The 14,416-nt window shown below is 72.4% G+C and carries 13 protein-coding genes; 9 read left to right on the top strand and 4 right to left on the bottom strand.

Features of this window, described 5'->3' with window-relative positions; translation table 11 throughout:
• Positions 1-628 precede the first annotated feature (628 nt).
• From DVH02_RS00885 to DVH02_RS00875, 4 genes are all read left to right on the top strand, one after another.
• Entirely contained in the window at positions 629-2,251 is a 1,623-nt protein-coding gene (locus tag DVH02_RS00885) for an acyl-CoA carboxylase subunit beta (RefSeq protein ID WP_114621725.1), read from the top strand.
• 22 nt (positions 2,252-2,273) lie between these two features.
• Positions 2,274-2,477 carry an acyl-CoA carboxylase subunit epsilon gene (locus DVH02_RS00880; protein WP_114621724.1) on the top strand — a complete coding sequence of 68 codons (204 nt, stop codon included), beginning with the start codon at positions 2,274-2,276 and terminating at the stop codon, positions 2,475-2,477.
• Positions 2,478-2,686: 209 nt separating this feature from the next.
• The gene (gene mmpB / locus DVH02_RS36700) at positions 2,687-2,815 is read left to right on the top strand and encodes a morphogenic membrane protein MmpB (RefSeq protein ID WP_267899030.1); all 129 of its coding nucleotides are present in this window, start codon (positions 2,687-2,689) and stop codon (positions 2,813-2,815) included.
• A gap of 102 nt (positions 2,816-2,917) precedes the next feature.
• Positions 2,918-3,532, top strand: coding sequence for a Maf family protein (locus tag DVH02_RS00875; protein ID WP_199566119.1), 615 nt, complete (start codon positions 2,918-2,920; stop codon positions 3,530-3,532).
• A gap of 28 nt (positions 3,533-3,560) precedes the next feature.
• Here the strand turns inward: DVH02_RS00875 and DVH02_RS00870 are convergent, their stop codons facing one another.
• The gene (locus DVH02_RS00870) at positions 3,561-3,980 is read right to left on the bottom strand and encodes a hypothetical protein (RefSeq protein WP_407697574.1); all 420 of its coding nucleotides are present in this window, start codon (positions 3,978-3,980) and stop codon (positions 3,561-3,563) included.
• Between the two features lie 348 nt (positions 3,981-4,328).
• Between DVH02_RS00870 and DVH02_RS00865 the strand changes: the two genes are divergently transcribed.
• Entirely contained in the window at positions 4,329-6,080 is a 1,752-nt protein-coding gene (locus tag DVH02_RS00865; protein ID WP_114621722.1) for an acetyl/propionyl/methylcrotonyl-CoA carboxylase subunit alpha, read from the top strand.
• Between the two features lie 138 nt (positions 6,081-6,218).
• A complete protein-coding gene (locus DVH02_RS00860) occupies positions 6,219-6,800 on the top strand; it encodes a TetR/AcrR family transcriptional regulator (RefSeq protein ID WP_114621721.1) in 582 nt (193 codons plus the stop codon).
• A 240-nt stretch (positions 6,801-7,040) separates the two neighbouring features.
• On the opposite strand, the gene DVH02_RS00855 is transcribed toward DVH02_RS00860, so the two are convergent.
• Positions 7,041-8,027 (bottom strand): DeoR/GlpR family DNA-binding transcription regulator, encoded by a 987-nt coding sequence (locus DVH02_RS00855; protein ID WP_456113482.1) that lies wholly within the window; start codon positions 8,025-8,027, stop codon positions 7,041-7,043.
• Positions 8,028-8,507: 480 nt separating this feature from the next.
• Positions 8,508-9,947, bottom strand: coding sequence for an NAD(P)H-quinone dehydrogenase (locus DVH02_RS00845; RefSeq protein WP_114621719.1), 1,440 nt, complete (start codon positions 9,945-9,947; stop codon positions 8,508-8,510).
• A 292-nt stretch (positions 9,948-10,239) separates the two neighbouring features.
• Between DVH02_RS00845 and DVH02_RS00840 the strand changes: the two genes are divergently transcribed.
• From DVH02_RS00840 to DVH02_RS00830, 3 genes are all read left to right on the top strand, one after another.
• Complete coding sequence (locus DVH02_RS00840; RefSeq protein WP_114621718.1) at positions 10,240-10,677, top strand: gamma-glutamylcyclotransferase; 438 nt, start codon at positions 10,240-10,242, stop codon at positions 10,675-10,677.
• 321 nt (positions 10,678-10,998) lie between these two features.
• Complete coding sequence (locus tag DVH02_RS00835) at positions 10,999-11,829, top strand: purine-nucleoside phosphorylase (RefSeq protein WP_114621717.1); 831 nt, start codon at positions 10,999-11,001, stop codon at positions 11,827-11,829.
• 185 nt (positions 11,830-12,014) lie between these two features.
• Positions 12,015-13,685, top strand: a complete 1,671-nt coding sequence (locus DVH02_RS00830) for a phospho-sugar mutase (RefSeq protein ID WP_199566118.1) — start codon at positions 12,015-12,017, stop codon at positions 13,683-13,685.
• A gap of 138 nt (positions 13,686-13,823) precedes the next feature.
• Here DVH02_RS00830 and DVH02_RS00825 read toward each other — a convergent pair whose 3' ends face one another.
• Positions 13,824-14,411: a PH domain-containing protein gene (locus tag DVH02_RS00825; RefSeq protein WP_114621716.1), complete on the bottom strand. Its 588-nt coding sequence runs from the start codon at positions 14,409-14,411 to the stop codon at positions 13,824-13,826.
• Positions 14,412-14,416: the final 5 nt, after the last annotated feature.

The raw sequence follows: 14,416 nt of genomic DNA, 5'->3' as shown, positions 1-14,416 counted from the left end.
CCCCGGGAGAACCCCGGAGGCTGACCCCGGAACAGGGCCTCCAGGACATGACCTTCGCCCTGCCATGACGGGCTCGGCTTCTCCGTTGTTGGTGTGACGAGGCTGCAAGGTTCGCTTCACGCTACGGCCCGCGTGCTTGCTCCCTCCAAAGAGGCTCTTGACATCCCGCTCAGCCCGCCGCGTCTCCACGACGAACCGGGACCTGCTACCGGGCACTCCGGTGTCTACCCGGACGGGACTTCCACCCGCAAGCCTGGACCAGCTTTCAGGACGCAACATGCAAGCCACCCTAAGAGGCCGCGCGAATAGGTGGGGTGGCGTCGCGGGGCGATGGGCGGCGCCTGGCGGCGTTGTCGTCGGTCCACGACGCTCCGCGTCGCCTCCCTCCTCCGCCTTGCCATGCTTGCCCCTCACCCCGCTCCTTCCTCCACCCCACCTATCCGCGCGGCCTCTAAGTGTGGGAAACACCGCACTGCCGAACGGTAGCGACGCGGATACCCTACGGATCATCAGCATCCGGGCACACAGCGTCCGGGCACACGACCGAAGCGATCCGTACGAGCCCAGCCACCACCGGGTCGTCCACACCCGCATCCGCATCCGTGACCCCGCAGGGAGCCGCATCCCGATGTCCGAGCCGGAAAGCACCCAGGCCACCGCCGCCGAACCGGCGGCAGCCGCACCGCACACCACCGCGGGGAAGCTCGCGGACCTCAGGCGCCGCGTCGAGGAAGCCACGCACGCCGGCTCCGCGCGCGCCGTGGAGAAGCAGCACGCCAAGGGCAAGCTCACCGCCCGCGAGCGGGTCGATCTGCTGCTCGACGAGGGCTCCTTCGTCGAGCTGGACGAGTTCGCGAGGCACCGCTCCACCAACTTCGGCATCGAGCGGAACCGGCCCTACGGGGACGGGGTCGTCACCGGTTACGGCACCGTCGACGGCCGTCCGGTCTGTGTGTACTCGCAGGACTTCACGGTCTTCGGCGGCTCGCTGGGCGAGGTCTACGGCGAGAAGATCGTCAAGGTGATGGACTTCGCGCTGAAGACCGGCTGCCCGATCATCGGGATCAACGACGGCGGCGGCGCCCGGATCCAGGAGGGCGTGGCCGCGCTCGGTCTCTTCGCGGAGATCTTCCGCCGCAACGTGCACGCCTCCGGGGTGGTGCCGCAGATCAGTCTGATCGTCGGCCCGTGCGCGGGCGGCGCGGTCTACTCCCCCGCGATCACCGACTTCACGGTGATGGTCGACCAGACCTCGCACATGTTCATCACGGGTCCCGATGTCATCAAGACGGTGACGGGCGAGGACGTGGGCTTCGAGGAGCTGGGCGGGGCGCGCACGCACAACGCGACGTCCGGCGTGGCGCACCACATGGCGGGCGACGAGAAGGACGCCGTCGAGTACGTCAAGTCGCTGCTGTCCTACCTGCCTTCGAACAACCTCTCCGAGCCGCCCGCCTTCCCCGAGGAGGCCGACCTCGCGACGGGCGCCGGAGATCTGGAGCTGGACACGCTGATCCCGGACTCCGCGAACCAGCCGTACGACATGCACACGGTGATCGAGCACACGCTCGACGACGGCGAGTTCCTGGAGACGCAGGCGCTGTTCGCGCCGAACATCATCACCGGCTTCGGCCGGGTCGAGGGCTTCCCGGTGGGGATCGTCGCCAACCAGCCGTTGCAGTTCGCCGGCTGTCTGGACATCAACGCCTCGGAGAAGGCAGCGCGGTTCGTGCGCACCTGCGACGCCTTCAACGTGCCGGTGCTGACCTTCGTGGACGTACCGGGCTTCCTGCCCGGGGTGGACCAGGAGTACGGCGGGATCATCCGGCACGGCGCCAAGCTGATCTACGCGTACGCCGAGGCCACGGTCCCGCTGATCACGGTGATCACGCGCAAGGCGTTCGGCGGCGCGTACGACGTGATGGGCTCCAAGCACCTGGGCGCCGACCTCAACCTGGCCTGGCCGACCGCGCAGATCGCCGTGATGGGCGCGCAGGGCGCGGTGAACATCCTGCACCGCCGCGCGATCGCCGCCGCCCCGGACGAGGCGGCGCGGGAGACGAGGCGCGCCGAGCTGATCCAGGAGTACGAGGACACGCTGCTCAACCCGTACGTGGCGGCCGAGCGCGGCTACGTCGACGCGGTGATCATGCCGTCGTCGACGCGTGCCCAGGTGGCGCGGGGACTGCGTCAGCTGCGCACGAAGCGGGAGAGCCTGCCGCCGAAGAAGCACGGCAACATCCCGCTGTAGCCCTCCAGGGAAGGAGCAGTTCATGATCAAGGTCGTACGGGGCAACCCGACCCCCGAGGAACTGGCCGCCGCCCTCGCCGTGGTCAGGGCGGCCCGCGCGACGGCGGACGCGCCGGACGGGCCGCCGGAACCGGCGGCCCGCTGGTCGGCCCCGGCCCGCATCGCCCTGCGCCGCCTGCCGCCCCCGGGACCGCGCGCGTGGGCCCGTACGTACTGGCCGGGATAGCCCGATGGCCGGTACGCACGGGCCGGGCGGATCACCGGACGCGCGCTCGCGCCTCCTCGGCCCTGTCGCGACCCCGCGGCTCGCCGTGCGCACCGGCGGCTTCCCCGGGCTGCCGCGCCGCCGTCCGCTCGCGAGCCCCGTACGGGCGGGGCAGATGATGAGTACACGTACTCAGGCGCCGTCGGCCCACAGGCCCGAGGATCGATGACATGTTGTGGTCCGATCCGGAAGACGAGCCCCCCGAGGACATGCGCGACGCGCAGTTCATGATGCGGCGCGTGGGCGTGCTGCTCGCGCTCGCCGTGATCCTGGCGATGATCGTGCTCGGCCTCCCCTAGACGAGTAAGTCGCGCCTGCCCCGTAGACGAGTAAGTCCGAAGTCCCGTCTGCCCCGTGCCGCCATGGGCGCCTGGTACGGGGGCCGGACGCAGCGGCCTACGATGGCGCGCATGACCGATCAGCGCCGCCGTCTCGTCCTCGCCTCCGCCTCCCCCGCCCGTCTGGGCCTGCTCGAAGGCGCCGGGCTCGCGCCCGAGGTGATCGTCAGCGGGGTCGACGAGGACGCGCTGAGCGCCGACACCCCCGCCGCGCTCGCCCTGGTGCTCGCCGAGGCGAAGGCCACCGCCGTGGCCGCGCGCCCCGAGACCGCGGGCGCCCTCGTCATCGGCTGCGACTCCGTGCTCGAACTCGACGGCCAGGCGCTCGGCAAGCCCGCCGACGCCGAGGAGGCGACCGCGCGCTGGAAGTCGATGCGCGGGCGCGCGGGCGTCCTGCGCACCGGCCACTGCGTGATCGACACCGCCACCGGCCACCGCGTCGGCGAGACCGCCTCGACCACCGTCCGCTTCGGCGAGCCGACGGACGCCGAGATCGCCGCGTACGTCGCCACCGGTGAACCGCTCCACGTCGCGGGCGCCTTCACCCTGGACGGCCGCTCCGCGCCCTTCGTGGACTCCATCGAGGGCGACCACGGCAATGTCATCGGCCTGTCGCTGCCGCTGCTGCGCCGGCTCCTCGGGGAGCACGGCGTCGCCATCACCGACCTGTGGGCGTGAACGCCGCCCGCTGCGCGGCGGGTTGGGCTCAGGCCGGTGCGGCGGGCCGTCGGCCGGGCTCGGTCCCGTAACCGAGCAGTATCAGGACCAGCAGCCCCACCACGACCATCATGAACGCGAAGGCGTCCCACCCCACCAGCCCCACCGCCAGCGTGGCCAGCACGCCGTGGGTGACCGCGCAGGTGATGAGCGCGATCCTGCCGACGAGGCCCGGAGCCCGGTCCTTCAGGGCCGTACGCACCAGAACCGCCGCGCACAGGACGAGGTAAAGCCCTAGGATCCCGCCCATCGCCCAGGTCCCGGCGACCATGGAGCCGGGGTCGACACCGGCCAGCGACATCCGCTGATTGCCCACGACGGTGGCGAGCACCCCGTTGAGAAGGACCGCGCCAACCCCCTCCAGCAGCAGCACGATCGCGGCCACCCACGCCAGCGGTCTGCGCCCCACCGCGCCCACCCACTTCCCCTGTTACTGCCAGTACGAACGACATCGCGCAGGCTACTCATCGGTATAAGGCACGACAAGGCCCGGCGGCGAGGCAGAGAATCGTTCCGCCATTCGTAGGGACTCCACAAAGATTCGCGATCGGGCGAGGGGCACTCGGACAGAGAGCTGGAGCACATTCGAGCGCTACTGTGCGACGGAGGATCCCGGCGTACCGTGGTGTCACAAGGGATTTCACGATGCGAGCGCGGCTCTCATCACGCTCCATGTGGGCGACGTCACCATGAGGGACGAGCCCGAAGGGCGTGTCGACAGTCCCTAAACTCAGCTTGTTTCAAGGAGGGAGCCATCGTGCGCAAGGTGCTCATCGCCAACCGTGGCGAAATCGCTGTCCGCGTTGCCCGTGCCTGCCGGGACGCCGGGATCGAGAGCGTAGCCGTATACGCCGAGCCCGACCGGGATGCCCTGCATGTCCGCGCGGCGGACGAGGCGTTCGCCCTGGGCGGTGAGACCCCGGCGGCCAGCTATCTGGACATGGCCAAGGTACTCCAGGCGGCCAAGGACTCGGGGGCGGACGCGATCCACCCCGGCTACGGCTTCCTGTCGGAGAACGCCGAATTCGCCCAGGCCGTCCTGGACGCCGACCTGACCTGGATCGGCCCGCCGCCGCAGGCCATCCGCGACCTGGGCGACAAGGTCGCGGCCCGGCACATCGCGCAGCGCGCAGGCGCCCCGCTGGTGGCCGGCACGCCCGACCCGGTCTCGGGCGCCGACGAGGTCGTCGCCTTCGCCGAGCAGCACGGCCTGCCGATCGCCATCAAGGCCGCCTTCGGCGGTGGCGGACGCGGCCTGAAGGTCGCCCGTACCCTCGAAGAGATCCCGGAGCTGTACGACTCGGCCGTCCGCGAGGCCGTCGCCGCCTTCGGCCGCGGCGAGTGCTTCGTGGAGCGCTACCTCGACAAGCCCCGGCACGTCGAGACGCAGTGCCTGGCCGACTCCCACGGCAACGTCGTGGTCGTCTCCACCCGTGACTGTTCCCTCCAGCGCCGCCACCAGAAGCTGGTCGAGGAGGCTCCCGCGCCGTTCCTCTCCGAGGAGCAGAACGCCCAGCTGTACGCCGCCTCGAAGGCGATCCTGCGCGAGGCAGGCTATGTCGGCGCCGGAACCGTCGAGTTCCTCGTCGGCGCCGACGGCACGATCTCCTTCCTGGAGGTCAACACCCGTCTCCAGGTGGAACATCCGGTCACCGAAGAGGTCACCGGCCTCGACCTGGTGCGCGAGATGTTCCGGATCGCCGACGGCGAGGAGCTGGGATACGGCGACCCCGCCGTGCGCGGCCACTCCTTCGAGTTCCGCATCAACGGCGAGGACCCGGGCCGCGGCTTCCTGCCCGCCCCCGGCACGGTCACCGCCTTCGCCCCGCCCTCCGGCCCCGGCGTCCGCCTCGACGCGGGCGTCGAGTCCGGCTCCGTGATCGGCCCGGCCTGGGACTCCCTGCTCGCCAAGCTGATCGTCACCGGCGCCACCCGCGAACAGGCCCTCCAGCGGGCCTCGCGCGCCCTGGAGGAGTTCACGGTCGAGGGCATGGCCACCGCCATCCCCTTCCACCGCAAGGTCGTCACCGACCCGGCCTTCACCGCCGCCCCGTTCACGATCCACACCCGCTGGATCGAGACCGAGTTCGTCAACGACATCCCGCCCTTCACGGTCCCCGGCGAGACGGACGAGGACGAGTCCGGCCGCGAGACCATCGTGGTCGAGGTCGGCGGCAAACGCCTCGAAGTCTCCCTCCCCGTCAGCCTCGGCATGTCCCTGGCCCGCACCGGCCTCGCCGCCGGGGCCAAGCCCAAGCGCCGCGCCGCCAAGAAGTCCGCGTCCGCGGCCTCCGGCGACACGCTGGCCTCGCCCATGCAGGGCACGATCGTCAAGGTCGCGGTCGAGGAGGGCCAGGAGGTCAAGGAGGGCGACCTCATCGTCGTCCTCGAAGCCATGAAGATGGAGCAGCCCCTCAACGCGCACCGCTCCGGCACAGTCAAGGCCCTGGCCGCCGAAGTCGGTGCCTCTCTCACCTCCGGCGCCACCATCTGCGAGATCAAGGACTGACGTCCGCGCGGATACGTCGGCGTGGGTACGTCGCGCCCCCTTCGAAGGCCCCGTCCGGTCCGCCGGTCGGGGCCTTCGCGCGGCCCGGGTGGCATCCTGGACGCCACCCCACCGCGCGGAGACAGAGAGGACCGAGCCATGGCGAGCAGTACCGCACCGGCCACCCCCCGGCCCCAGCGCGCCGACGCCCGCCGCAACTACGACCGGCTGCTCTCGCAGGCCCGCCGGAGCTTCTCCGAGCACGGCACGGACGCGTCCCTCGAAGACATCGCCCGTCGCGCCGGTGTCGGCATCGGCACGCTGTACCGGCACTTCCCGAACCGGCACGCGCTGATGAACGCCGTCTTCCAGGAAGCGCTTACTTCGCTGCTGGAACGCTCTCGTGAACTGGCGGAGGCGGCCGAACCGTGCGGTGCGCTGGTCGAGTGGCTGGGTGCGATCATCACCCATGCGGGTGAGTACCGAGGCGTATCGCGCGCGCTTATGTCCGCCTCGCACGACACCAGTTCGGCGCTCACCCAGTGCAGCGTCCCGCTGCGCGAGGCGGGCGCGCGGCTGCTCGCGCGGGCGCAGGAGGCGGGCCATGTACGCGTCGGTGTCTCCATCGACGACCTGATGCAGCTCACCAACGCGATCGCCCTGGCTGCGGAGCAGTCCCCGAAAGACCCGGAGTTGGCGCCGCGCCTGCTGAGGCTGACGCTGACGGGCCTGCGGGCCTGACCGGTGGCGGGGCCGGTGCCGGTGTCGGTGGCGGGGCGCGGTGCCGGTGCCGGTCGGTGCCGGTGTCGTGCCGGTCGGTGCCGGTGTCGGTGCCGGTGTCGGAGCCGGGCGGTGCCGGTGTCGGTGCCGGTCGGCGCGGGTCGGCGCCGGGCGGTTCGTCGGGGTGCGGGGGCCGGGGCACTCCGGAGGCGCGTGTCCGGAGCGCCCCGGCCCCCGCCAAAACGCACCCAAGGCATCGCCTCAGCGCCGCCGTAAGTCCGCCACCCGCGCCCGCTCCCCCGGCTCCTGCTGCGTCAGCGGCGGCGCGCTGCGCAGTCCTGGACCGGGGCCGCCGGGCGTGCCGCCCGGCCCTGACCCCGGTCCCGGCGCGTGCGTACGGCGCTGCCCCGGCAGGGGTACGTCCCGGCGGGCGCGGCTGCCCGGCGGGACCGCGTCCGCGCCGAGGGGGCCCGCGCCCCCCACCCCGCCGGCTCCGCCGGCCGCCGAGCCCGCCACCGATACCCGTACGCCCTGGTCGGCCAGGGCCTGAAGCTCCGTCGCGGCGCGCTCGTCGTGCGCCGGAGGCTCGTCGGTGACGAGACGGCTGATCAGATCCGTCGGCACGGTCTGGAACATCGTGTCGGTGCCGAGCTTCGTATGGTCGGCGAGCACGACGACCTCCGCCGCCGCCTGCACGAGCGCCCGGTCGACGCTCGCCGAGAGCATGTTGGAGGTGGACAGGCCCCGTTCGGCCGTCAGCCCGCTCCCCGAGAGGAACGCGCGGGTGACCCGCAGGCCCTGGAGGGACTGCTCCGCCCCGCTGCCGACCAGCGCGTAGTTGGAGCCGCGCAGTGTCCCGCCGGTCATGACGACCTCGACGCGATTGGCGTGCGCCAGGGCCTGGGCGACCAGCAGGGAGTTGGTGACGACGGTCAGCCCGGGGATCCGCGCGAGCCGGCGGGCCAGCTCCTGCGTGGTCGTACCGGCGCCGACGACGATGGCCTCGCCCTCTTCGACGAAGCTCGCGGCGAGGTCGGCGATGGCGGTCTTCTCCGCCGTCGCGAGATGGGATTTTTGCGGAAAGCCGGACTCTCGCGTGAAGCCACCCGGCAGTACCGCACCGCCGTGCCGGCGGTCGAGGAGTCCTTCTGCCTCCAGCGCCCGCACGTCCCGCCGTACGGTCACTTCGGAGGTCTGGACGACACGGGCGAGCTCACGGAGCGACACGGCCCCGTTGGCTCGCACCATTTCGAGGATCAATTGGCGACGTTCTGCAGCGAACACGAAACTGACAGTAACCCCAATGACCGTCCGCTTTCAGCAGTTTGCAGTGAATAACAGAAGTTGTGCACAGGCCGGCGCCCAGGATGGTATGAAGCGATCCGATCCGCTCGAACACGCCCGGAAAGAAAGGGCTTTCACCCCGGGAACGGACACAGAGCGGCCCCGAACGGGCCGCCCCGGACAGGAACCGGCGCACAGAGCGGAACAGCGGGCGCGAGAACGGGCATCCGGGGCGCACGAACGGGCGCGGACAGCGGGGCCCGGACAGTGGAGGCGTGGACTGCGAGCAGGGTACGGACAGCGAGGCGAGAACGGGCATGGCCAGCGGGAGGCCGCGCACCCCGGCCCCGGCCCCGGCCCCGGGCCCGCCCCCGGCCCGACCGGCGCCCCGACCGGCGCCCCGACCGGCGCCCCGGGCACGCCCGGGGCCGTGACCGGGCGCCGTCAGATCTCGTCCGCGGCCTTTCGCGTGTGCAACTGGCGTGCCACCTCGGCGATCGAGCCCGACAGCGACGGGTACACGGTGAACGCCTTGGCGATCTGTTCGACCGTCAGGTTGTTGTCGACGGCGAGCGAGATGGGGTGGATCAGCTCGCTCGCGCGGGGCGCGACGACCACGCCGCCGACCACGATGCCCGTGCCGGGGCGGGCGAAGATCTTGACGAAGCCGTCCCGGATGCCCTGCATCTTGGCGCGCGGGTTGCGCAGCAGCGGGAGCTTGACGACCCGGGCGTCGATCTTGCCGCTGTCGACGTCCGCCTGGCTGTAGCCGACGGTGGCGATCTCGGGGTCGGTGAAGACGTTGGCCGAAACCGTCTTGAGGTTGAGCGGAGCCACCGCGTCGCCCAGGAAGTGGTACATCGCGATCCGGCCCTGCATGGCGGCGACCGAGGCGAGCGCGAAGACGCCCGTGACGTCGCCCGCGGCGTACACGCCGGGGGCGGAGGTGCGGGAGACCCGGTCGGTCCTGATGTGGCCCGAGTCCTTGACGAGGACCCCGGCCTCCTCCAGGCCCATACCGGCCGTGTTCGGGATCGCGCCGACCGCCATCAGGCAGTGCGTGCCGGAGATGGTCCGGCCGTCGGAGAGGGTGACCTCGACGCGGTCGCCCACCCGCTTCGCGGCCTCGGCCCGGGAGCGGGACATCACGTTCATGCCCCGGCGCCGGAAGACGTCCTCCAGCACGGCGGCGGCGTCCGGGTCCTCGCCCGGCAGCACCCGGTCACGGGAGGAGACGAGCGTGACGCGTGAGCCCAGTGCCTGGTAGGCACCGGCGAACTCGGCGCCGGTCACACCGGAGCCGACCACGATCAGCTCTTCCGGCAGCTCGTCCAGGTCGTACACCTGGGTCCAGTTCAGGATGCGCTCGCCGTCCGGCTGCGCGTCCGGGATCTCACGCGGGTGGCCGCCGGTCGCGATCAGCACGGCGTCGGCGGTGAGCGCCTCCTCGGTGCCGTCGGCGGCGGTCACGATCACCTGGCGCGAGCCGTCCATGGCCTGCCGGCCGTCGAGCCGGCCTCGGCCGCGCAGCACGCGGGCGCCGGCCCGGGTGACGGACGCGGTGATGTCGTGGGACTGGGCGAGCGCGAGGCGCTTGACGCGCCGGTTGACCTTGCCGAGGTCGACGCCGACGACGCGGGCGGCCTTCTCGTTGGGCGCCGTGTCGTCCGCGACGATGATGCCCAGCTCCTCGTAGGAGGAGTCGAAGGTGGTCATCACCTCGGCCGTCGCGATGAGGGTCTTCGACGGTACGCAGTCGGTGAGCACCGAGGCGCCGCCGAGCCCGTCGCAGTCGACGACGGTCACCTCCGCGCCGAGCTGGGCGCCCACCAGGGCAGCCTCGTAGCCGCCGGGTCCGCCGCCGATGATCACGATCCGGGTCACGAAAAAGTCCGCCTCGCGTTGTCAACCCGGCCCGTCTGCCACCCCGGCCGGGGTTCCGGGGGAGCCCCCCGGGGGATGCAGTACGTACTCCATTGTCCCGCACGCGCCAATTAGCTTCTCCCCGGGGCCCTCCATCCGGGCACCGGCCGTCTGACCTGCCCGCCCCGGGCGCGCCGCCCCGCCGGAGCACACGACCGGGGGCGGTTCGCCGCCCCGGGCGGGCGTCCGGCGGGGCGGCCGGCCCCGTGGGCGCATCGGCGGTCACGTCCGTACCTCCCGTACCCTCGATCCCATGTCGCTCTACGCCGCGTACGCCGGCAACCTCGACGCGCGGCTGATGTCCCGCCGCGCCCCGCACTCTCCGTTGCGCGGCACCGGCTGGCTCAACGGCTGGCGGCTCACCTTCGGTGGCGAGCAGATGGGCTGGGAGGGAGCGCTGGTCACGATCGTGGAGGCGCCGCGTTCCCAGGTCTTCGTCGCGCTGTACGACATCGCCCCCATGGACGAGGACTCCATGGACCGCTGGGAGGGCGTCGGGCTCGACATATACCGCCGCATGCGGGTGCGGGTGCACACCCTGGACGGCGAGGAGCCGACCTGGCTGTACGTCCTGAACGGGTACGAGGGGGGTCTCCCCTCCGCCCGTTATCTCGGCGAGCTGGCCGACGCGGCGGAATCGGCCGGGGCCCCGCACGACTACGTGATGGAACTGCGCAAGCGCCCCTGCTGACCGCCGGTGCGCACGAGGCGCGGGCAAGAGACGTACGGGGTGCAGAAGACGTACGGGGTGCGCGAGGCGTACGACGCACACGAGACGTACGGGGTGTGCGAGGCGTACGGGGTGTACGGGGCACGCGGGACGGGAGTGGCGTCGCGGGCGACCGCAGCCCCCAGCGCCCCACCCGGCACCCGTTGCGCCCCTTGCATCCCTTTCGTCCCATGGGCCTCAGGGCTCGGCCGGGCACTCCGTCGGAAACGACAACACAACGATGTCCAGACCATTCACCACATCATCTACGCGCGTAGGGCCGGAGCGGTTACCCTCATCCGCGTGAACGCATCTGTTATCGCGGCCAACGCCGATGGACCTGCCGACCCGCTCGCCGCCGCCGAGGCCGCCGCCACGCGACTGCGCGAGCTGACCGGGGCCGAGACGCACGACATCGCTCTGGTGATGGGCTCGGGGTGGGCACCCGCGTCCGAAGCCCTCGGCGAGCCCGAGGCCGACTTCCCGGTGACCGAACTGCCGGGCTTCCCGCCGCCCGCGGTGGCCGGTCACGGCGGCCGGATCCGCTCGTACAAGATCGCCGAGAAGCGCGCGCTGGTCTTCCTCGGCCGCACGCACTACTACGAGGGCCGTGGAGTCGCCGCCGTCGCGCACGGCGTCCGTACCGCCGTCGCCGCCGGCTGCAAGACCATCGTGCTGACCAACGGCTGCGGCGGGCTGCGCGAGGGCATGCGCCCCGGCCAGCCCGTACTCATCAGCGACCACATCAACCTGACGGCCGTCTCCCCGATCGTCGGCGCGAACTTCGTGGACCTCACGGACCTCTACTCGCCCCGGCTGCGCACCCTGTGCAAGGAGATCGATCCGGCCCTCGAAGAGGGGGTGTACGTCCAGTTCCCCGGTCCGCACTACGAGACCCCCGCCGAGATCAACATGGTCCGCGCGATGGGCGGCGACCTGGTCGGCATGTCCACCGTCCTGGAGGCCATCGCGGCCCGCGAGGCGGGCGCCGAGGTCCTCGGCATCTCGCTGGTGACGAACCTGGCGGCGGGCATCTCCGGCGAGCCCCTCAACCACGAGGAGGTCCTCCAGGCGGGCCGCGACTCGGCCACCCAGATGGGCGCGCTGCTGGCCCGGGTGCTGGAACGCGTCTGAGCACGCCCCGGTAGGGGTACGACACCCGCCCGGCGACCACCACCGGCCGCGCACGCGAACACCCCGAACACCCCCGAGCACCGCCGAGCACCCCGAGCACTCCAACACCCCGAGCAGACCGAGCAGACCGAGCAGACCGAGCAGGCGACGCGGAGAGCGACCACCTCCGCAAGGAGGGATCCATCGTGCGGCAGGACGTGACGACGGCACAGCAGGACCTCATCGCACGGGCCAGGGCCTGGCAGGCCGAGGACCCGGACGCCGAGACCCGCGCGGAACTCGGCGCGCTCATCGACGCCGGGGACCTGGCCGCCCTCGCCGACCGGTTCTCGGGCACGCTCCAGTTCGGCACGGCGGGCCTGCGCGGCGAGCTGGGCGCCGGGCCGACGCGGATGAACCGTGCCGTCGTCATCCGGGCCGCCGCGGGTCTCGCCGCGTACCTCCGGGCGCACGGGGAGGGCGACGGGCTGGTCGTGATCGGCTACGACGCCCGCTACAAGTCCGCCGACTTCGCGCGCGACACCGCCGCCGTGATGACCGGTGCCGGGCTGCGCGCCGCCGTACTCCCCGGCCCGCTGCCGACGCCCGTCCTGGCGTTCGCCGTACGCCACCTCGGCGCGGTGGCCGGGGTGGAGGTCACCGCGAGCCACAATCCGCCCCGGGACAACGGCTACAAGGTCTATCTCGGCGACGGCTCCCAGATCGTGCCGCCCGCCGACACCGGCATCGCGGCCGAGATCGCGGCGGTGGGCGCGCTGGAGACGGTGGCGCGCCCCGACGGCGGCTGGGAGATCCTCGGGGACGACGTACTGGCCGCGTATCTGGCCCGTACGGACGCCGCGCTGACCCCCGGGTCCGCGCGCACCGCCCGGGTCGTGCACACCGCGCTGCACGGCGTCGGTACGCAGACGCTCCTCGCGGCCTTCGCGCGCGCCGGGTTCCCCGCGCCCGTGCCCGTACCCGAACAGGCCGAGCCCGACCCCGCGTTCCCGACCGTCGCCTTCCCCAACCCGGAGGAACCGGGCGCGATGGACCTGGCGTTCGCGACCGCCCGCCGCGTCGGCCCCGACCTGGTCATCGCCAACGACCCGGACGCGGACCGCTGCGCGGTGGCCGTCCCCGACGCCGGTCGCGAGGCAGGCTGGCGGATGCTGACCGGCGACGAGGTGGGCGCGCTGCTGGCCGCGCACCTGGTGGCACGGGGCGCGACGGGCGTGCTGGCCCAGTCGATCGTCTCGTCCTCGCTCCTCGGCCGGATCGCGGACGTGGCGGGCCTGCCGTACGAGGAGACCCTCACCGGCTTCAAGTGGATCGCCCGCGTCGAGGGGCTGCGGTACGGATACGAGGAAGCCCTCGGCTACTGCGTCGACCCCGAGGGCGTACGCGACAAGGACGGCATCACGGCGGCGCTGCTCGTCGCCGAGCTGGCCTCGGAGCTGAAGGAGCGGGGCCGGACCCTGACCGACCTGCTGGACGACCTCGCCGTCACCCACGGCCTGCACGCCACCGGCCAGCTCTCCGTCCGGGTCGAGGACCTGACCCTGATCGCGGACGCGATGCGCCGCCTGCGCGAACACCCGCCGACGGAACTGGCGGGCCTCCAGGTCACCTCCGCCGAGGACCTGACCCAGGGCACAGCCGCCCTCCCCCCGACGGACGGCCTCCGCTACCACCTCGACGGCGCGTACGGGGCCCGGGTCATCGTGCGCCCCAGCGGCACCGAGCCCAAGCTCAAGTGCTACCTGGAGGTCGTGGTCCCGGTCGAGGACGCGTCGGCCCTGACAGCGGCGCGCACGCGCGGCGCGGAGCTGCTGACAGCCCTGAAGAGCGACCTCGCGCAGGCGGCGGGCATCTGAGGTCGGCCCGCCGGACCACCGGACCGACCCGCGGTCACACGCCGTACCCCGGGTCGCCCCCCGCCCCGCTCCGCCTCCGGTCTCAGCGCCTCAGCGCCTCAGCGCCTCAGCGCCTCAGGGCATCAGGGCATCAGCGCATCAGCGCATCAGCAGCAGCACGATCAGGACGACGAGGCCCGCCGCCGACGGCGCGATGACCTCGTACGCCCAGCGCACCACCGGCTCGCCCTGCGCGCCGGGGCGCGCGGCCGCGCCTTCTGCCAGGTCGCGCAGTTCGGCGACGGTACGGTCCGCCTGGGCGAGCTGGGGCTCGTCCGCCGCCCTGGGCGTGGTGCCCGCGCCGCGGCCGGGGCCGCTTCGGCGGTTGGCGCGCTTGCGCTGGCGCAGGGAGACCGGGACCGCCCAGAGCTGATACTTCCGGCCGTCCTCGGTGAGCGCCTCGCAGGAGAACTGGGCACGCACCGTCGAGACGGCCGCCCAGGGCAGGGTGATCATCCGGAACGGATTGCGGATGCGCAGCTGGTCGGCGTCGGCGAAGACCGCGGGGCGCAGGCTGAACGCGATGATCAGCGGCACGATGAAGAGCAGCCCGGCGAGCGCGAGCCAGGGGGTGTGACCGGCGCCCCGGAACAGGGCGTCGCCACCGATCCAGAGGGCGATCACGAGCAGCAGCCCGCCGCCCACTATGCCGCCGCCCGACCGGTAGACGCGGTCGGGCGGCGGCATAGTGG

Origin of the sequence: Streptomyces corynorhini (genome assembly GCF_003346515.1) — a bacterium.
In the GTDB taxonomy this organism is placed as follows: domain Bacteria; phylum Actinomycetota; class Actinomycetes; order Streptomycetales; family Streptomycetaceae; genus Streptomyces; species Streptomyces corynorhini.
The sequence above is the reverse complement of the archived record's forward strand: the minus strand, read 5'-3'. Positions and strand labels throughout refer to the sequence as shown.

What these genes read in the sequence shown, in the direction of transcription:
- DVH02_RS00885 (WP_114621725.1), top strand. Translation starts at nt 629, where the DNA reads ATGTCCGAGCCGGAAAGCACCCAGGCCACCGCCGCCGAACCGGCGGCA.
- DVH02_RS00880 (WP_114621724.1), top strand. Translation starts at nt 2,274, where the DNA reads ATGATCAAGGTCGTACGGGGCAACCCGACCCCCGAGGAACTGGCCGCC.
- mmpB (WP_267899030.1), top strand. Translation starts at nt 2,687, where the DNA reads ATGTTGTGGTCCGATCCGGAAGACGAGCCCCCCGAGGACATGCGCGAC.
- DVH02_RS00875 (WP_199566119.1), top strand. Translation starts at nt 2,918, where the DNA reads ATGGCGCGCATGACCGATCAGCGCCGCCGTCTCGTCCTCGCCTCCGCC.
- DVH02_RS00860 (WP_114621721.1), top strand. Translation starts at nt 6,219, where the DNA reads ATGGCGAGCAGTACCGCACCGGCCACCCCCCGGCCCCAGCGCGCCGAC.
- DVH02_RS00855 (WP_456113482.1), bottom strand. Translation starts at nt 8,027, where the DNA reads ATGGTGCGAGCCAACGGGGCCGTGTCGCTCCGTGAGCTCGCCCGTGTC.
- DVH02_RS00840 (WP_114621718.1), top strand. Translation starts at nt 10,240, where the DNA reads ATGTCGCTCTACGCCGCGTACGCCGGCAACCTCGACGCGCGGCTGATG.
- DVH02_RS00825 (WP_114621716.1), bottom strand. Translation starts at nt 14,411, where the DNA reads ATGCCGCCGCCCGACCGCGTCTACCGGTCGGGCGGCGGCATAGTGGGC.